The sequence below is a fragment of the Pseudomonas sp. JL2 genome (genome assembly GCF_031570495.1).
Lineage (GTDB): Bacteria > Pseudomonadota > Gammaproteobacteria > Pseudomonadales > Pseudomonadaceae > Aquipseudomonas > Aquipseudomonas rhizophila.
On the sequence record NZ_JAKUDH010000038.1, the window covers coordinates 14578 to 32131 of the forward strand.

Sequence of the window (17554 nt, forward strand, 5' to 3'; positions counted from 1 at the left end):
TGCTGCCCACTCACTGATCATCAAAATAGCGCTCATGCCAGTCCACCAGCGGTTGCGGCGAGTTGAGTTTCTGGCCGTAGATCACCGAGTACGACAACACGTTCTGCACGTATTGCCGGGTTTCGTCGAAGGGGATGCTTTCGACCCAGACATCGAAGCTCAGGTGGTCGGCACCGCGCAGCCACTGGCGCACCCGACCAGGGCCGGCGTTGTAGGCGGCGGAGGCCAGGACGCGGTTGCCGTTGAACTGGCTGTGAACCTGGCTCAGGTACGCCGCGCCCAGTTGGATGTTCTTGTCCGGGTTCAGCACTTGCTTGGGCGAGGCCAGCGGGATGTTGAACTTGCGCGCGGTTTCCTTGGCGGTGGCCGGCATCAACTGCATCAGGCCGCTGGCGCCAACACCGGAGCGCGCATCTTCCATGAAGGCACTTTCCTGTCGAGTGATGGCGAACACCCAGCTTGAATGCAGGCCGCGAACCTTGGCTTCACGCACCAGGGTGTCGCGGTAGGCCATTGGGAAGCGAATATCCAGGTCGTCCCAATACTTAGCCTGGCTGATGGTGCGGATCGCCGGGAAGTACCATTTCAGGTCGTAGGCCAGTTTCGCCTGGGCGACCATCTCGTCCCGGTTGAAGTGGCGAGTGACGTGATACCACTCGCGGCGACCGTCGACGATCTGACCCCGGGCATGAAACTCCAGGGCCCGACGAATACCCGGTGTGTTGCGCACTTTATTGATCAGCGCCTGGCTCATCACCAGCGGCTTGTTGTTGAGCGAATAGGGCGATTGAGAACGATCGGCGGCCAGGAAACCGTAGAAGTCCCGCTCACGGGCCAGATGCTTGTAAAGCGTCAGCGCCTCGGGATTCTGAGGCTGCGCCAGCTCCAGGCTGCGGGCCTGCCAGTAACGCCAGCGACTGGTGCTGGCCAGCGTCTCGGGCAGGCGGCGGGTCAACTCATAGGCGTCGTCCCAGCGGGCCAGGCGCAACAGCAGGCGCAAGCGCCATTCCGAGACGGTATCGTCGCGCAGTTCCGGGTCATATTTAGTCATCACGCCCAAGGCGCGACTGTCGAAACGCTTGGCCAGGGTCAGGCCAATTTCCCGGGCGATGGCGACTTTCTCAGGCTTGGAAAAATGCATGGTGCTGGCGTAGCCGTCCAACAGCGCCATGGCTTTCTCTGGATCCTGACGGGCCAGGCGCCGCAAGCCGAGGCTGACGATATCGGCCATCGGCTCATCGGCCGGACGGAAACGCGATGGCTGATTGAGCAGTTCCGGTTTTTGCGCCACGTCTATCAGCAGTTGGCCGCGAGGGGCGAGGGTGCTCAGGCCGCTGATCAGGCTTTTAGCCAGTGGATAATTGCGGGCCTGGGCGGCCAGTTTGGCGCGCTCCCAGCGCTTCTGTTCAGTCAGTTGACCCTGGGTCGCCCACAGGCCGAACAGCGCATCACACGCGGCCGGTTGGGATTTGCCGGTGAGCCAAAGCTTTTCGGTGTTGGCGTAGCCTTCGGCCTTGAGGCCATGACTGAGCTGATACTGGGCGTTGAGGCAGTCCAGTTCGGTGAAGTTGAGCTTGGGGTCGTAGTACTTGACGAAGGTCGCCCAATCGCCACGGTCGGCCAGCCAGCGCAACCAGCGCAGCTTCATCCAGTTGGCCTGGGGCAGGTCGCCATGTTCGGCGAGAAATTTCTCGATTTCGGCATTACTGGCGCTCTTGAGGCGAGCGGTCAGTTCGTCGTAGGCCAGGTAGGGTTCCAGCGGATAGTCACGCAGGGCCTGGCTGTAGCGAAAATAGGGGCCGGAATCACCTTTGGCCAAGGCACGCTTGGCTTCATCGTAATACTGACGCTGGGTGGAGATATCCACCGCCTGGGCGGTTTGAACGGCAGTGGCACATACAAACAAGCAAGATAAAACACTGAAAAGGCGACTGCGCATGATACGTCCGGGCAGAAAAAAACATGACAAGCCCAAGGTTTGACCCAGGGTAACTGTCTGTAGCTTAGCCTTTTGCCAGCAATGGGCGAAAGCTTTGCGGGGTCATCCGCGCAAGTTCGCAACATTTGTTATGCAGAGTGCTTCGAGGGCGAAATTGGCGGACTTCTGAGGCCTCATCTCAGGTAGAATGCGCGCCCGGTTTTTGGAGAAGCTCATGACCCTGCTCAAATTCAGCGATGTGTCCCTTGCTTTCGGCGCTATGCCGTTGTTGGACAAGGTGTCCTGGCAGATCGCCCGTGGTGAGCGGGTGTGCATCATCGGCCGCAACGGCACTGGCAAGTCCAGCATGATGAAGCTGGTCAAGGGCGATCAGAAGCCCGATGACGGCTCGGTCTGGCGCGCGCCAGGCCTGAAAATCGGCGAATTGCCCCAGGAACTGCCGGTGGCCGACGAGCGGACGGTGTTCGACGTGGTCGCCGAAGGCCTGGACGGTGTCGGCGCGCTGCTGGCCGAGTATCACCACCTGAGCCAGAACATCGTCACCGATGCCGACCTGGACAAGTTGATGCACGTGCAGCACGACCTCGAAGCCCGCGATGGCTGGCGCCTGCAGCAGTTGGTGGACAGCACCCTGAGCCGTCTGCAACTGCCGGCCGACAAGACCCTGGCCGAGCTGTCCGGTGGCTGGCGTCGCCGGGTGTTGTTGGCCCAGGCCCTGGTGTCCGAGCCGGACCTGCTGCTGCTCGACGAGCCCACCAACCACCTGGACATCGGCGCCATCGCCTGGCTTGAAGAAGCCCTGAAGGATTTCCAGGGCGCGGTGCTGTTCATCACGCACGACCGTTCTTTCCTGCAAAATCTGGCGACCCGTATCCTCGAACTGGATCGCGGCGGCCTGATCGACTGGAACGGCGACTACGCCAGCTTCCTGGTGCACAAGGAAGCGGCGCTGGCGGCGGAAGAAACCGCGAACGCGCTGTTCGACAAGAAGCTGGCCCAGGAAGAGGTCTGGATTCGCCAGGGTATCAAGGCCCGTCGCACCCGCAACGAAGGCCGTGTACGAGCGCTCAAGGCACTGCGCATGGAACGCAGTGAGCGTCGCGAGCGCACCGGCAAGGCCAATATTCAGCTGGATACCGCTGACAAGTCCGGCAAGCAGGTGATGGTTCTTGAGAACGTGAGTTTTGCGCACCCTGGCGGCCCGTTCCTGATCAAGGACTTTTCCATGGTGCTGCAGCGTGGTGACCGCATTGGCCTGCTGGGCGCCAACGGCACCGGCAAGACCACCTTGCTCAAGCTGATGCTCGGCGGTCTGGTACCGACCAATGGCAAGGTGGAGGAGGGCACGAAGATCGACGTCGCCTACTTCGACCAGTTGCGCCATCAGTTGGACCTTGAAAAAACCGTCATCGACAACGTTGCCGAAGGCCGCGATTTCATCGACATCGATGGCCAGAGCCGCCATGTGTTGAGCTATCTGGGCGACTTCCTGTTCAGCCCTCAACGTGCTCGTACCCCGGTCAAGGCGCTGTCCGGCGGTGAACGTGCCCGTCTGCTGCTGGCCAAACTGTTCAGCAAGCCGGCGAACCTGCTGGTGCTCGACGAACCGACCAACGACCTGGACGTGGAAACCCTCGAGTTGCTGGAAGAGGTGCTGCTGACCTTCAACGGTACTGTGCTGATGGTCAGCCACGACCGGGCATTCCTCGACAACGTGGTGACCAGCACCCTGGTGTTCGAAGGCGAAGGCCTGGTGCGTGAATACGTCGGTGGTTATCAGGACTGGCTGCGCCAGGGCGGCTCGCCGCGCTTGCTGGGCGTGACTGAGAGCAAGTCCGGCAAGGCCGACCTGAATTCGGCGGTGGTCAAGGCCGAGCCTGCTCCGGTTGCTGCTGCACCGGCGGCGGCACCGGCAAAGAAGAAGCTCAGCTACAAGTTGCAGCGTGAGCTGGAAGCATTGCCGGGTGATATCGACGCGAAGGAGCAGCAGATCGCAGCGGTGCAAGCCGAAATGGCTGACATTGGCTTCTACCAGCGCCCTGCGGCTGAAACCGCCAAGGTGATCGCGCATCTGGAGCAGCTGCAGGCCGAGCTGGATGCGCTGGTCGAGCGCTGGGCTGAACTGGACGCTTGATCCACTGTTGTAAAGAATCCCGGTGCTCAGAGATGAACGCCGGGATTTCTATTTGAAACGCTATTCCCCTGTGTGAGCGAGCCTGCTCGCGATAGCGGTGTATCAGTCGACTTCAATGTTGACTGTCAGGACGCTATCGCGAGCAAGCTCGCTCCCACAGGTTTAGGTTTTATGTGCGCTTGACCAGATGCACCGCGAGCACATCGCAAGGCGCGCCATGCAGCACGTCGTTGGCTGTAGAGCCCAACAGCAGTGCCAGGCCATGACGGCCATGGCTGCCCACGACGATCAGGTCGCAACCTTGTTCCTTGGCCAGGTGATGGATCTCCTGACGCGGCTGGCCGTAGGTCAGGTGGCTGTATTCCTTTTTCAGGGCGGGGTATTTCACGATCAGCCGGTCAAGGCGTTCCTTGGCTTGATCGAATTGTTGTTGTTGCAACTGGGAAAGGTCCATCGGCACATCACCACCGAAGGCCATGGCCATTGGTTCGACGATGTGAACCAGCGACAGTTTGGTGTCTCGACCTTCGCAAAGGGCCAGAGCACGCTTGACGACGGGATCACATTCTTCAGTGAGGTCGACGGCGACCAGGACGTGTTCGTAGTACATGGAAGGCACTCCAGAGAATTGCGATACGGTAAGTATGGCTGGTTTCAAGCGCATCGACGGCGACGTGGGTCAATCGTCATGGCTCATCAGAATTCGGGGAGTACGAATATGACGGTCTGGATAGTGGTGTCAATCCTGTTGGTGGTATTAAGCCCCCTGGCATGGTTGCGCCCGTCCCGTGTTCAGAGCGGTCGCATGGCGTTGCGCATGGAGGCGCGACGCCTTGGCCTGGCCATGCAACTGGCTCCGCAGGAGTGGCCCCACTGGCTCGGGCAGCAGGCGCCAAACCCCTGCGCCCAGTACCATCGGCCCCGACGGGGCAAGCAGCCGGCTATCTGGACCTACTGGCAAACCGCGCCGGGCGTATGGGTCAATCAGTGGCGCGAAGTCTGCCAGGATGAGTCGTTGCTCAATCATTTCGAAAAATTGCCCGCCAACGTCTACAAAATCGAGGCCGATGGGCAAATGATCGCCTTGTATTGGGGCGAGAAGGGCGAAGCCGCTGTGTTGCAGGATATTTGCGCGGTGCTCAAGGCGCTGGCCTGAGGCATAAAAAAGCCCGACAGTCTCATCGGGCGGGTTGGCCAGGCAGGCCGGTAATCAAAACGCCTATCCGGACGTTCGTTCGTAACGTCCTTTGCTCAAAATCTTCAATCGCGCTCCCGACAGAGTAGTCGGTTGAATCCAGCGCGCTTGGAATTAGGGCGACTTTTCTAATTATTGATCCTATGAATGGCTGTACATGCAGCGCCGTGTTGCGGATCCGTGCGGTACGCAAATGACCGGGAAGTCGCGTTCAAGCCCCTGTTTAGGGCGATTGACAATTGTCGGAAATTCCGTGAAGGTGGCGTACCCAAATCAAACGGGCGTATGAATTGAGCGTTTGTATTTTCCGAACGTTCCTACAGAACCCCGACTATCGCGTTGACGGGTGTGCCTGGCGGATTGGCGTAGCATCGGCGGTAAACGTCAATGCCGAACCAGCAGTCAGCGTTCAACGTGTACTGTTCAGCTTCCATATCGTGGAGATCAGTTGATGATTTACGAAGGTAAAGCCATCACGGTTAAGGCTCTTGAAAGTGGTATCGTCGAACTGAAGTTCGATCTCAAGGGTGAGTCCGTCAACAAGTTCAACCGTCTAACCCTGAATGAACTGCGTCAGGCTGTGGACACTATCAAGGCAGATGCTTCGATCAAGGGTGTGATCGTCAGCAGCGGCAAGGACGTCTTCATCGTCGGCGCCGACATCACCGAATTCGTCGATAACTTCAAGCTGCCCGATGCCGAACTGATCGCTGGCAACCTCGAAGCGAACCGTATTTTTAGCGACTTCGAAGACCTCAACGTACCGACCGTCGCGGCCATCAATGGCATCGCCCTGGGTGGCGGCCTTGAGATGTGCCTGGCAGCGGATTACCGCGTCATGTCCAGCACGGCCAAGATCGGCCTGCCGGAAGTCAAGCTGGGCATCTACCCAGGCTTTGGCGGTACCGTGCGTCTGCCGCGCCTCATCGGTGCCGACAACGCTATCGAGTGGATTGCCGCCGGCAAGGAAAACCGTGCTGAAGACGCACTGAAAGTCGGCGCCGTGGATGCCGTGGTCGAGCCAGGCAAACTCCAGGAAGCGGCCCTCGAAACGATCAAGCGCGCCATCAGTGGCGAGTTCGACTACAAGGCCAAGCGCCAGCCGAAGCTTGAAAAGCTCAAGCTCAATGCCATCGAACAAATGATGGCTTTCGAAACCGCCAAGGGTTTCGTCGCAGGTCAAGCAGGCCCGAACTACCCGGCGCCGGTCGAAGCGATCAAGACCATCCAGAAAGCCGCGAACTTCGGTCGCGACAAGGCCCTGGAAGTCGAAGCCGCCGGCTTCGTCAAACTGGCCAAGACCTCGGCTGCACAAAGCCTGATCGGTCTGTTCCTCAATGACCAGGAACTGAAGAAAAAGGCCAAGGCCTACGACGAAATCGCCCGTGACGTGAAGCAGGCCGCCGTACTCGGCGCCGGTATCATGGGTGGCGGTATCGCCTATCAGTCGGCGTCCAAAGGCACGCCGATCCTGATGAAAGACATCAACGAGCACGGTATCGAGCAAGGCCTGGCCGAGGCGGCCAAGCTGCTGGTTGGCCGCGTCGATAAAGGTCGCATGACCGCGGCGAAGATGGCCGAAGTGCTCAACGGCATTCGTCCGACCCTGTCCTACGGCGATTTCGGCCATGTCGACCTGGTGGTCGAAGCCGTTGTCGAGAACCCGAAGGTCAAGCAGGCGGTACTGGCTGAAGTCGAAGACAAGGTCAAAGAGGACACCATCCTCGCTTCGAACACCTCGACCATTTCCATCTCGCTGCTGGCCAAGGCCCTCAAGCGTCCGGAAAACTTCGTCGGCATGCACTTCTTCAACCCAGTGCACATGATGCCGCTGGTGGAAGTGATCCGTGGCGAGAAGTCCAGCGAACTAGCGATCGCCACCACCGTGGCCTACGCCAAGAAAATGGGCAAGAACCCGATCGTCGTCAACGACTGCCCGGGCTTTTTGGTCAACCGCGTACTGTTCCCATACTTCGGCGGTTTCGCCAAGCTGGTCAGCGCCGGTGTGGACTTTGTGCGCATCGACAAGATCATGGAAAAATTCGGCTGGCCAATGGGCCCTGCGTACCTGATGGACGTGGTCGGCATCGACACCGGCCACCATGGTCGTGACGTCATGGCTGAAGGCTTCCCGGACCGCATGAAAGACGACCGCCGGTCGGCCGTCGACGTGCTCTACGAAGCCAAGCGCCTGGGCCAGAAGAACGGCAAGGGCTTCTACGCCTACGAGACTGACAAGCGCGGCAAGCAGAAGAAAGTGGCCGATTCGTCGGTGCTGGAAGTGCTCAAGCCGATCGTCTACGAGCAGCGCGAAGTCACCGACGAGGACATCATCAACTGGATGATGATCCCGCTGTGCCTTGAAACCGTGCGTTGCCTGGAAGACGGCATTGTTGAAACCGCCGCCGAAGCCGACATGGGTCTGGTCTACGGTATCGGTTTCCCTCCATTCCGTGGCGGTGCGCTGCGCTACATCGATTCGATCGGTGTGGCCGAGTTCGTTGCCCTGGCAGACCAGTACGCTGATTTGGGCGCGCTGTACCACCCGACCGCGAAGCTGCGTGAAATGGCCAAGAACGGCCAGAGCTTCTTCGGTTAAGCGCCCAACGACTAGAGCGAGAGAACATTTATGAGCTTGAATCCTAGAGACGTCGTGATTGTCGACTTCGGTCGTACGCCGATGGGCCGCTCCAAGGGCGGCATGCACCGCAACACCCGCGCCGAAGACATGTCGGCGCACCTGATCAGCAAGCTGCTGGAACGTAACGTCAAGGTCGACCCCAACGAAGTCGAAGACGTGATCTGGGGCTGTGTGAACCAGACCCTGGAGCAGGGCTGGAACATTGCCCGCATGGCATCGCTGATGACCCAGATCCCTCACACCGCGGCCGGCCAGACCGTCAGCCGTCTGTGCGGTTCGTCCATGAGCGCGCTGCACACCGCTGCTCAGGCGATCATGACCGGCAACGGTGATGTGTTCGTCGTCGGCGGTGTCGAGCACATGGGCCACGTGAGCATGATGCACGGCGTCGATCCGAACCCGCACATGTCGCTGTACGCGGCAAAAGCCTCGGGCATGATGGGCCTGACCGCGGAAATGCTCGGCAAAATGCACGGCATCACCCGCGAACAGCAGGACGCCTTCGGCGTGCGCTCCCACCAGCTCGCCCACAAGGCGACCGTGGAAGGCAAGTTCAAGGACGAAATCATCCCGATGCAGGGCTATGACGAGAACGGTTTCCTGAAATTGTTCGACTACGACGAAACCATTCGTCCGGAAACCACCCTGGAAAGCCTGGCAGCCCTCAAGCCGGCCTTCAATCCAAAGGGCGGCACCGTGACAGCCGGTACTTCTTCGCAGATCACCGACGGTGCTTCGTGCATGATCGTGATGTCGGCCCAGCGTGCCCAGGACCTGGGCATCCAGCCGATGGCGGTGATTCGTTCGATGGCCGTGGCCGGTGTTGATCCGGCAATCATGGGCTATGGTCCAGTACCGGCGACGCAGAAAGCCTTGAAGCGTGCGGGTCTGAGTATTTCCGATATCGACTTCTTCGAGCTCAACGAAGCTTTCGCCGCACAGGCCCTGCCAGTGCTGAAAGATCTGAAAGTGCTCGACAAGATGAACGAGAAGGTTAACCTGCACGGCGGCGCGATCGCCCTGGGTCACCCGTTCGGTTGCTCCGGTGCGCGTATCTCCGGCACGCTGCTCAACGTCATGAAGCAGAACGGCGGCACCTTTGGGGTGTCCACTATGTGCATTGGCCTCGGCCAGGGCATCGCCACTGTCTTCGAACGCGTCTAAGCGTTACGTCGATGGAAGCCGGGGCCAAGTGCCCCGGTTTTTGTTTTTCCGGGTTTAGAAAAAAAGATTTTGTTTTTATTTAAAAAATATTTGAGCGAGGGCCGAAGCATGCCGATACAACCTGGGCTCTACCAACATTACAAAGGTCCGCAGTACCGCGTATTCAGCATCGCGCGGCATTCCGAGACCGAGGAAGAAGTGGTCTTCTATCAAGCCCTGTATGGCGATTACGGCTTTTGGGTGCGACCGTTGAGCATGTTCCAGGAGTCTGTCGAAGTTGACGGCGAGCAGGTGCCACGCTTTGCTTTGGTGCAGGCCGAAGAGAGCCTTTTTTCCAAGCCTTGAGGCCGATACCGGGGCAACCCTGCGCTTGACCTCACCTTGCAGCCACTATATATAGCGGTGCCGCGTCAGGCGCCAACCGCCTTTCACTTTTTAGAATTCAGGAATTTTCTGATCCATGGGCAAATCGCTGGTCATTGTGGAATCCCCGGCTAAGGCCAAGACCATCAACAAGTATCTGGGCAACCAATACGTGGTGAAGTCGAGTATCGGCCATATCCGAGACCTGCCCACCAGCGGTTCGGCTAGCGCCAGCAAGGAGCCAGCCGCCAAGCGCGGCAAGGCTGCTGCCGGTGAAGCGCCGGCGCTGTCGCCCAAGGACAAGGCGCGCAAGCAGCTGGTCTCGCGCATGGGGGTTGATCCGGAACACGGCTGGAAAGCCAAGTACGAGATCCTCCCGGGCAAGGAAAAGGTCATCGAAGAACTGCGTCGGCTCGCCAAGGATGCCGACACCATCTATCTGGCGACGGACTTGGACCGCGAAGGGGAAGCCATTGCCTGGCACCTGCGCGAAGCCATCGGTGGGGATGACAGCCGCTACAAGCGCGTGGTGTTCAACGAAATCACCAAGAAGGCCATCCAGGAGGCCTTCTCCCAGCCAGGCGAGCTGGACATCGATCGGGTCAACGCCCAACAGGCGCGGCGCTTCCTCGATCGCGTGGTGGGCTACATGGTCTCGCCTCTGCTGTGGGCCAAGATCGCCCGTGGCCTGTCGGCCGGGCGTGTGCAGTCGGTCGCCGTGAAGCTGGTGGTGGAACGCGAGCGGGAGATCCGTGCGTTCATCCCTGAAGAATACTGGGAAGTCCACGCCGACCTCGGCACCGCCAAGGGCGCCACCGTGCGCTTCGACGTGGCGCGCGAGAAGGGTGAAGCCTTCAAGCCGCTCAACGAAGCCCAGGCCATGGCTGCGCTGGAGAAGCTCAAGGCTTCCAGCTACAGCATCGTCAAGCGCGAAGACAAGCCGACCAGCAGCAAGCCGTCGGCACCGTTCATCACCTCCACGTTGCAACAGGCCGCGAGCAACCGCCTGGGTTTCGGCGTGAAGAAAACCATGATGATGGCCCAGCGTTTGTACGAAGCGGGCTACATCACGTACATGCGTACCGACTCGACCAACCTCTCGGCCGATGCCGTGACAATGGCGCGCACTTATATAGAAAGCGAGTTCGGCAAGAAATACCTGCCGGAGACGCCGAACGTCTACAGCAGCAAGGAAGGCGCACAAGAGGCTCACGAAGCGATTCGTCCCTCCGATGCCAACACCGAGCCAAGCAAGCTGTCGGGCATGGAGCGCGATGCCGAGCGCCTCTACGAGCTGATCTGGCGCCAGTTCCTGGCCTGCCAGATGCTGCCGGCGCAATACCTGTCGACCACGGTCACCGTCGGTGCTGGCGACTTCGAGCTGCGCGCCAAGGGCCGCATCCTGAAGTTCGACGGCTACACCCGCGTCATGCCGCAAATCACCAAGCCGGGTGACGACGACGTCCTGCCTGACATGGCCCAGGGCGATGTGATGAAGCTGATCAAGCTTGATCCGACCCAGCACTTCACCAAGCCGCCGGCCCGTTATTCGGAAGCCAGCCTGGTCAAGGAAATGGAAAAGCGTGGCATCGGTCGTCCTTCGACCTACGCGGCGATCATTTCCACCATCCAGGACCGCGGTTACGTGGCGCTGCACAACCGTCGGTTCTATTCGGAAAAGATGGGCGACATCGTCACCGAACGTTTGTCCGAGAGCTTCTCCAACCTGATGGACTACGGCTTCACCGCCGGCATGGAAGAGAACCTCGACGATGTGGCCCAGGGTGAGCGGGACTGGAAAAACGTCCTCGACGAGTTTTATGGCGACTTCAAGAAAAAGCTCGAAGTAGCCGAAAGTGCCGAGAACGGCATGCGGGCCAACCAGCCCGTCATGACCGACATCCCATGCCTGACGTGTGGTCGTCCGATGCAGATCCGTACCGCCTCGACTGGCGTGTTCCTGGGTTGCTCGGGCTACAGCCTGCCTCCCAAAGAGCGCTGCAAGGCGACGGTCAACCTGGTGCCGGGCGACGAAATCGCCGCGGACGACGAGGGGGAATCGGAATCCCTGGTGCTGCGCGGCAAGCACCGCTGCCCGATCTGCAGCACAGCGATGGATGCCTACCTGTTGGATGAGAAGCGCAAGCTGCACATCTGCGGTAACAATCCCGATTGCGCCGGTTACGAGATCGAAGAGGGCACCTATCGCATCAAGGGCTATGAAGGTCCGAGCCTTGAGTGCGACAAGTGTGGCAGTGAGATGCAGCTCAAGACCGGCCGTTTCGGCAAGTTCTTCGGCTGCACCAATCCGACCTGCAAGAACACCCGCAAACTGCTCAAGAGCGGTGACGCGGCGCCGCCGAAGATGGACCCGGTGAAGATGCCTGAACTCAAGTGCGAGAAGGTCAACGACACCTACATCCTGCGCGACGGTGCGTCCGGCCTGTTCCTGGCGGCGAGCCAGTTCCCGAAAAACCGCGAGACCCGTGCGCCGCTGGTGCTGGAGATCGTGCCGCACAAGGATGAAATCGATCCGAAGTACCATTTCCTCTGCGAAGCTCCGCAGAAGGATCCGGAGGGTCGGCCGGCGGTGATTCGTTACAGCCGCAAGACCAAGGAGCAGTACGTGCAGACCGAAGTCGACGGCAAGCCAACCGGCTGGAAGGCGTACTACGACGGCGGCAAATGGAAGGTTGAAGACAAGCGCTGATTGATAAAGTGCTTTCTTGTGGCGTACGGGGCCTCTGTGGCGAGGGAGCTTGCTCCCGCTGGACCAGTCCGATATTTCGGGCGCAGCCGTCCCAATAGCCTCAAGTAAACAAAAGGCCGCATGACAACTCGTAGGTTTTCATGCGGCCTTTTTGTTTTTGCCTTGCAGTGGCCTCGGTTGTTCCACGACACTGTCGCCCTTGCGTGAAGCTTTTATTTCGTTGGGGAGAATGCCGCCATGGCCCACGAACTCTACACCCGCACCAATCAGAAAATTTATTTTGCCGGCCTGTCGCTCGAAGCGCTCGCCAGGGCAGAGGATGGGCGTGCGATGAATTCCCCCGCGCTGACCCAGGCTGGGCGCGAATCAGCGCTGTTTCATCTGTACGGCGCGTTGTTGGGGCTTTGCCACGAAATTGCCGGTTTCTACCGTCTGCCGCAGGCAAATGCGCCCCGGGCCGAACTGTTGTTGACACAAGAGGTGTTGGAAACCGTCGCCATTCCGGAACTGGCCGAAATGGTCGAGCTGGCGCACAACCCGCAAACCTGGCTGGCGCAACTGTTGGCGGCACACGCGGCACTGTTTGAGCCGCCCCGCGCTCCTCGCAAGCCTAAGGGCGACGTGACCCAGCCTTTGATCATGGCGGTCAATCTGGACGAAGAAGAGCCCGAGCAGGCATTGAGCCGAGAGGAGCTGGAAAGCTGGCGCCAGAACCTCAAGAGCTTGGCAATCCGCTTTCGCGAAGGGCTGAACGAGTGCTGAGTTTTCCCCCGATCCGTAATATTCGCCCATAACGCTTGGTCAAGATCCCGAGCGAAGCCTGGCCGATGACTATATAATCCTCGCCTTTCGTGGAGAACAGACTTTTATGCCAACGTCCTTTCTAGAAATTGTCGAACTTCCTGATGGCCGCATCGAGCTGCGCAGGGCCGAGGACGAGGGTTCTCTGGTTACCTTGAACTTCTCCGAGGACGCCAAGGCCTTCCTGCAAGGCCAGCACGTCGAAGTCGCCAAGGCGATGTTGAGTGTGGGCGTGCAGATGGCAGGTCGTCTGGTTGAAGGCGAATTCAACAAGGAAGAGGGGCCGCGGGTTCTTCATTGATCCCGCCTGTCGGCTTTTTGGACGATAGTGTTCCTGGCCGGCTTCTCTGTCCTGGAGAAGCCCTGCGTTTTTTAGCCCAATCGAATATTCAGGCTTTGTGCGTCCCCGGTGCGCGCGGCGCTGATCAACTGTTGCCGTGCGGTCGTGGTCAACGGATTGAGCCAACTGACCACCGTATGGCTGCGGCCCAGGCGCAACGCTTCGCAGGTCAGTTGCTGGGCGCTTTGAGTGCCTCGCGGCTGTAGCAGCAGGATGCGCTCACGGTTCAGGCCCGCATCTCGCAGCCAGGCCTGGGTGACACTGGCCGGTGGTGCGATCAGCGTCAGCCAGCGAGCGTCCTGGTCCTGGCTCAGCTCGCGCAGGATCGGCGCCAGCAGGTTCAGGCAGTTCCCGGCGGCACCACGTAACGACAGTTCGCTGAAGGCCTCGGGCTCGGCGCCCCAAGGTGACTCGATCACCTCTTTGAGGGCGGGAACCAGCGGTTGGGCCATGAACGCCTCGAACAGCGGAAGTTGAGTGTGTTGTGGTGTGTGTGGGAACTGCATAAAGCCTCCTTTAGCGGCGAATAACGCCGACACTCAAGCCTTCGATGACCAGATCCTGATCTTTAAGATTGACTTCGATGGGGGCGAACTCGGGGTTCTCGGCAATCAGCCAGACCTTGCTGCCGTCGCGCTTGAAACGCTTGACGGTTACTTCATCACCGATTCGCGCCACCACGATCTGGCCGTTGCGGGCTTCGCGAGTGGTGTGGACCGCAAGAAGGTCGCCGTCGAAGATGCCGATGTCCTTCATGCTCATGCCGTGCACGCGAAGAAGGTAGTCAGCTCGCGGATGGAAGAACGATGGGTTGATGTTGCAGGACTCCTCGACATGCTGCTCGGCGAGGATCGGAGCACCTGCCGCTACCCGGCCGATGATCGGCAGGGTGGTTTCGTCGGCCTTGGCCTCGAAACCGGGGATGCGAATGCCACGGGACGCGCCCGGGGTCATTTCGATAGCGCCCTTGCGAGCCAGCGCCTTGAGGTGCTCTTCAGCCGCGTTGGGCGACTTGAAGCCCAGTTCCTGGGCGATTTCCGCGCGGGTCGGCGGGTAGCCGTTGTCTTCGAGGCAGCGTTTGATGAAGGCTAGAATCTCTGCTTGGCGTGGCGTCAGCTTTAGCATATTGATCGCTCTGTCTTTTTATACAGTGACTGGGATTATATACAGTGGGCGCGGCTTGGCAATCCTCCTTTTCGCACAGGCCGCTGGACGGTCGGTCGGGCCGCAAAAACGTCATGGGCTACAGCGGGCCGCAGGTGTGGTTAAATATCTGACCGAGCGTTCGCAAAACGTCCCGGCAGGCTTGACAACCCCAAGGCTGAAACGTATGTTTCAAACAAGTGTTTGTCAGGCGGAGTAGCCATGGCCCAGTCGGAAACCGTAGAACGCATTCTCGATGCTGCCGAGCAATTGTTCGCGGAAAAAGGTTTCGCTGAAACCTCATTGCGTCTGATCACCAGCAAGGCCGGGGTGAACCTGGCGGCGGTGAATTATCACTTCGGTTCGAAGAAAGCGCTGATCCAGGCCGTGTTCTCGCGTTTCCTCGGGCCTTTCTGTGTCAGCCTGGATCGTGAGCTGGAGCGGCGTCAGGCCAAGCCTGACGTCAAGCCAACCCTGGAAGAGCTGCTGGAGATCCTGGTCGAGCAAGCCCTTGTCGTGCAGCCACGCAGCGGTAACGACCTTTCCATTTTCATGCGCTTGCTGGGCCTGGCATTCAGCCAGAGCCAAGGCCACCTGCGGCGGTATCTGGAAGACATGTACGGCAAGGTTTTCCGCCGCTATATGCTTCTGGTCAACGAGGCCGCGCCGCGCATTCCGCCGATCGAGTTGTTCTGGCGCGTGCATTTCATGCTCGGCGCCGCTGCCTTCAGCATGTCCGGCATCAAGGCGCTGCGGGCCATCGCTGAAACCGATTTCGGTGTGAATACCTCGATTGAGCAAGTGATGCGTCTGATGGTGCCATTCCTGGCTGCTGGCATGCGCGCCGAAAGTGGCGTCACCGATGAGGCCATGGCTGCCGCGCAGTTGCGCCCGCGCAGCAAATCAACCCCGGCGCTCGCCAAGGCCTGAGTGCACGGGTGGGCGCGGCTGCCTACATCCGCTAAGCTAGCGGCCCATGCCGACTCTCGTTTCGAACCCGCTTTATATTTCATTGCATAACCGTGACCTGCCGGGCCTGGAGCCCGGCGGCGCGGTCGTGCGTGCGCCGCTGTGCGGGTTCATTGTTATCAAGGAAATATTATGACTGCTGGCCTGCAAGGCTCGTTGATGGTGGACGTCGCCGGTACCTGGTTGACGGCCGAAGATCGCCACCTGTTGCGCCAGCCCGAAGTGGGTGGCCTGATCATTTTTGCTCGCAATATCGAGCATCCACGCCAGGTGCGCGAGCTGAGCGCCTCGATTCGCGCCATCCGCCCCGACCTGCTGCTGGCGGTCGATCAGGAAGGCGGGCGTGTGCAGCGCCTGCGCCAGGGGTTTGTGCGTTTGCCGGCAATGCGGGCGATTGCCGACAACCCGAATGCCGAATACCTGGCCGAGCAGTGCGGCTGGATCATGGCCACTGAAGTGCTGGCGGTCGGCCTCGATTTGAGTTTTGCCCCGGTGCTGGACCTCGATCATCAACGTAGCGCGGTGGTCGGCAGTCGTGCCTTCGAAGGCGACCCCGAGCGCGCAGCGCTGCTGGCAGGTGCCTTCATTCGGGGTATGAACGCCGCCGGTATGGCTGCCACCGGCAAGCATTTCCCCGGCCACGGCTGGGCCGAAGCCGATTCCCATGTGGCCATTCCCAACGATGAGCGCAGCCTTGAACAGATCCGCGCCCACGATCTCGTTCCGTTCGCCAAACTGAGCAAGCAACTGGCGGCCGTCATGCCGGCCCATGTCATTTATCCGCAGGTCGATGCCAATCCGGCCGGTTTTTCCCGGCGCTGGCTGCAGGACATTCTGCGTGGCGAATTGCAGTTCGATGGTGTGATCTTCAGCGATGATCTGTCGATGGCGGGTGCTCATGTGGTGGGTGATGCCGCCAGTCGTATCGAGGCGGCGTTGTCGGCCGGTTGCGACATGGGGCTGGTGTGCAACGACCGCGCCGCCGCCGAACTGGCCTTGAGCGCCGCCCAGCGGTTGAAGGTCAAACCATCGGCGCGCATCGCACGCATGCGCGGGCAGGCCTTCGCCTCCACCGAGTACCGCCAGGACCCACGCTGGCTGACGGCAATCAGCGCGCTGAAAGCCGCCCAACTGATCGATTAAGGACATTTGTCATGACCGTTTACGCAATTATCGGCGGCACTGGCCTGACCCAACTCGAAGGTCTGACCATTCGCCAGTCCCTGGCAGTAGAAACGCCCTATGGTGCGCCATCGGCCGAGGTGCAGATCGGTGACTACGCCGGGCGCGAAGTGCTGTTTCTGGCCCGTCACGGCCATCCTCATCGCTTTCCACCTCATCAAGTGAACTATCGCGCCAATCTCTGGGCCCTGAAGCAGGCCGGCGCCGAGGCGATCCTGGCGGTCAACGCCGTGGGCGGGATTCACGCCGCGATGGGGACCGGGCATTTCTGCGTGCCTCACCAATTGATCGATTACACCAGCGGCCGTCAGCACACCTATTTTGCCGATGACCTGGAGGCGGTTACCCACATTGATTTCAGCTACCCCTACAGCGAGGCGCTGCGCCAGCAACTGATCGCCGCCCTGGCCGCCGAAGGCTGTGGCTACAGCAGCCATGGCGTCTACGCCTGCACCCAGGGCCCGCGCCTGGAAACCGTGGCCGAAATCGCCCGCCTGGAGCGCGACGGTTGCGACATCGTCGGCATGACCGGCATGCCGGAAGCGGCGCTGGCCCGTGAACTGGAGCTTGATTACGCCTGCCTGGCGCTGGTGGTGAATCCGGCGGCGGGCAAGTCCACGGCTGTGATCACCATGGCGGAAATCGAGCAGGCGCTGCATGATGGGATGGGGAAGGTGAAGTCGACGTTGGCGCGGGTATTGATGGCTGGCTAGCGGAACAGGCAGTGAAAACGGGCGCAAAGGTTTCCTGCTGCCAGCAAGGGCTATTCGGGCAAGATTCTGTTGTTTTCCCAGTTCACCTCAATGCTGGCCTTGATTGAGGAGGAGCTGCAAAAGCGCAGCCTTGACTATTCGTTGTTGACCGGCAGCACCACGGATCGGCGCACGCCGGTGAGGGATTTTCAAAGTGACAAGGTATCTACCGGTTAGTCAGCTATCGCGAGCAAGCTCGCTCCCACAGGAGATTCGGGGTG

15 protein-coding genes and 1 pseudogene are annotated in these 17554 nt (G+C 60.1%); 12 read left to right on the forward strand and 4 right to left on the reverse strand.

Features of this window, described 5'->3' with window-relative positions:
• Positions 1 to 10: 10 nt before the first annotated feature.
• On the reverse strand, positions 11 to 1939 hold the full coding sequence (locus MKS85_RS27800; protein ID WP_076385604.1) for a transglycosylase SLT domain-containing protein: 1929 nt from the start codon (positions 1937 to 1939) through the stop codon (positions 11 to 13).
• A gap of 214 nt (positions 1940 to 2153) precedes the next feature.
• On the opposite strand from MKS85_RS27800, the gene MKS85_RS27805 reads away from it, so the two are divergent.
• Positions 2154 to 4073 carry an ATP-binding cassette domain-containing protein gene (locus tag MKS85_RS27805; RefSeq protein ID WP_076385602.1) on the forward strand — a complete coding sequence of 640 codons (1920 nt, stop codon included), beginning with the start codon at positions 2154 to 2156 and terminating at the stop codon, positions 4071 to 4073.
• Positions 4074 to 4242: 169 nt separating this feature from the next.
• Here MKS85_RS27805 and MKS85_RS27810 read toward each other — a convergent pair whose 3' ends face one another.
• A complete protein-coding gene (locus MKS85_RS27810) occupies positions 4243 to 4683 on the reverse strand; it encodes a universal stress protein (RefSeq protein ID WP_047227202.1) in 441 nt (146 codons plus the stop codon).
• Between the two features lie 108 nt (positions 4684 to 4791).
• On the opposite strand from MKS85_RS27810, the gene MKS85_RS27815 reads away from it, so the two are divergent.
• The 7 genes from MKS85_RS27815 to MKS85_RS27845 all read left to right on the forward strand — a co-directional run bounded on the left by MKS85_RS27815 (position 4792) and on the right by MKS85_RS27845 (position 13248).
• The gene (locus tag MKS85_RS27815) at positions 4792 to 5229 is read left to right on the forward strand and encodes a hypothetical protein (protein ID WP_076385600.1); all 438 of its coding nucleotides are present in this window, start codon (positions 4792 to 4794) and stop codon (positions 5227 to 5229) included.
• 490 nt (positions 5230 to 5719) lie between these two features.
• Positions 5720 to 7867, forward strand: a complete 2148-nt coding sequence (gene fadB, locus MKS85_RS27820) for a fatty acid oxidation complex subunit alpha FadB (RefSeq protein WP_047227204.1) — start codon at positions 5720 to 5722, stop codon at positions 7865 to 7867.
• A 30-nt stretch (positions 7868 to 7897) separates the two neighbouring features.
• Complete coding sequence (gene fadA, locus MKS85_RS27825) at positions 7898 to 9073, forward strand: acetyl-CoA C-acyltransferase FadA (protein WP_025212747.1); 1176 nt, start codon at positions 7898 to 7900, stop codon at positions 9071 to 9073.
• Between the two features lie 108 nt (positions 9074 to 9181).
• Positions 9182 to 9418, forward strand: coding sequence for a DUF1653 domain-containing protein (locus MKS85_RS27830; RefSeq protein ID WP_047227205.1), 237 nt, complete (start codon positions 9182 to 9184; stop codon positions 9416 to 9418).
• A gap of 115 nt (positions 9419 to 9533) precedes the next feature.
• Positions 9534 to 12146 carry a type I DNA topoisomerase gene (gene topA / locus MKS85_RS27835; RefSeq protein WP_047227206.1) on the forward strand — a complete coding sequence of 871 codons (2613 nt, stop codon included), beginning with the start codon at positions 9534 to 9536 and terminating at the stop codon, positions 12144 to 12146.
• A 237-nt stretch (positions 12147 to 12383) separates the two neighbouring features.
• Positions 12384 to 12908 (forward strand): DUF6586 family protein, encoded by a 525-nt coding sequence (locus tag MKS85_RS27840; protein WP_107322906.1) that lies wholly within the window; start codon positions 12384 to 12386, stop codon positions 12906 to 12908.
• 106 nt (positions 12909 to 13014) lie between these two features.
• On the forward strand, positions 13015 to 13248 hold the full coding sequence (locus MKS85_RS27845) for a hypothetical protein (RefSeq protein WP_047227208.1): 234 nt from the start codon (positions 13015 to 13017) through the stop codon (positions 13246 to 13248).
• Between the two features lie 71 nt (positions 13249 to 13319).
• On the opposite strand, the gene sulA is transcribed toward MKS85_RS27845, so the two are convergent.
• Positions 13320 to 13793, reverse strand: a complete 474-nt coding sequence (gene sulA, locus MKS85_RS27850) for an SOS-induced cell division inhibitor SulA (protein ID WP_047227209.1) — start codon at positions 13791 to 13793, stop codon at positions 13320 to 13322.
• A 10-nt stretch (positions 13794 to 13803) separates the two neighbouring features.
• Positions 13804 to 14412 (reverse strand): transcriptional repressor LexA, encoded by a 609-nt coding sequence (gene lexA, locus MKS85_RS27855; protein ID WP_047227210.1) that lies wholly within the window; start codon positions 14410 to 14412, stop codon positions 13804 to 13806.
• Between the two features lie 240 nt (positions 14413 to 14652).
• Here lexA and MKS85_RS27860 point away from each other — a divergent pair, with 240 nt between their 5' ends.
• The 4 genes and pseudogenes from MKS85_RS27860 to MKS85_RS29115 all read left to right on the forward strand — a co-directional run.
• Complete coding sequence (locus MKS85_RS27860) at positions 14653 to 15360, forward strand: TetR/AcrR family transcriptional regulator (protein WP_047227211.1); 708 nt, start codon at positions 14653 to 14655, stop codon at positions 15358 to 15360.
• A gap of 183 nt (positions 15361 to 15543) precedes the next feature.
• Positions 15544 to 16542 carry a beta-N-acetylhexosaminidase gene (gene nagZ / locus MKS85_RS27865; protein ID WP_196304600.1) on the forward strand — a complete coding sequence of 333 codons (999 nt, stop codon included), beginning with the start codon at positions 15544 to 15546 and terminating at the stop codon, positions 16540 to 16542.
• An 11-nt stretch (positions 16543 to 16553) separates the two neighbouring features.
• Positions 16554 to 17294, forward strand: coding sequence for an S-methyl-5'-thioinosine phosphorylase (locus MKS85_RS27870; RefSeq protein ID WP_047227213.1), 741 nt, complete (start codon positions 16554 to 16556; stop codon positions 17292 to 17294).
• 60 nt (positions 17295 to 17354) lie between these two features.
• Positions 17355 to 17498: pseudogene (locus MKS85_RS29115) on the forward strand (hypothetical protein); the annotation flags it as partial.
• Between the last annotated feature and the right edge of the window lie 56 nt (positions 17499 to 17554).

Bases quoted from the DNA above. Each gene is read 5' to 3' on its own strand.
- MKS85_RS27830 (WP_047227205.1), top strand. From the start codon at position 9,182: ATGCCGATACAACCTGGGCTCTACCAACATTACAAAGGTCCGCAGTAC.
- lexA (WP_047227210.1), bottom strand. From the start codon at position 14,412: ATGCTAAAGCTGACGCCACGCCAAGCAGAGATTCTAGCCTTCATCAAA.
- topA (WP_047227206.1), top strand. From the start codon at position 9,534: ATGGGCAAATCGCTGGTCATTGTGGAATCCCCGGCTAAGGCCAAGACC.
- MKS85_RS27805 (WP_076385602.1), top strand. From the start codon at position 2,154: ATGACCCTGCTCAAATTCAGCGATGTGTCCCTTGCTTTCGGCGCTATG.
- fadA (WP_025212747.1), top strand. From the start codon at position 7,898: ATGAGCTTGAATCCTAGAGACGTCGTGATTGTCGACTTCGGTCGTACG.
- MKS85_RS27845 (WP_047227208.1), top strand. From the start codon at position 13,015: ATGCCAACGTCCTTTCTAGAAATTGTCGAACTTCCTGATGGCCGCATC.
- MKS85_RS27860 (WP_047227211.1), top strand. From the start codon at position 14,653: ATGGCCCAGTCGGAAACCGTAGAACGCATTCTCGATGCTGCCGAGCAA.
- fadB (WP_047227204.1), top strand. From the start codon at position 5,720: ATGATTTACGAAGGTAAAGCCATCACGGTTAAGGCTCTTGAAAGTGGT.
- sulA (WP_047227209.1), bottom strand. From the start codon at position 13,793: ATGCAGTTCCCACACACACCACAACACACTCAACTTCCGCTGTTCGAG.
- MKS85_RS27870 (WP_047227213.1), top strand. From the start codon at position 16,554: ATGACCGTTTACGCAATTATCGGCGGCACTGGCCTGACCCAACTCGAA.
- MKS85_RS27800 (WP_076385604.1), bottom strand. From the start codon at position 1,939: ATGCGCAGTCGCCTTTTCAGTGTTTTATCTTGCTTGTTTGTATGTGCC.
- MKS85_RS27810 (WP_047227202.1), bottom strand. From the start codon at position 4,683: ATGTACTACGAACACGTCCTGGTCGCCGTCGACCTCACTGAAGAATGT.
- MKS85_RS27840 (WP_107322906.1), top strand. From the start codon at position 12,384: ATGGCCCACGAACTCTACACCCGCACCAATCAGAAAATTTATTTTGCC.
- MKS85_RS27815 (WP_076385600.1), top strand. From the start codon at position 4,792: ATGACGGTCTGGATAGTGGTGTCAATCCTGTTGGTGGTATTAAGCCCC.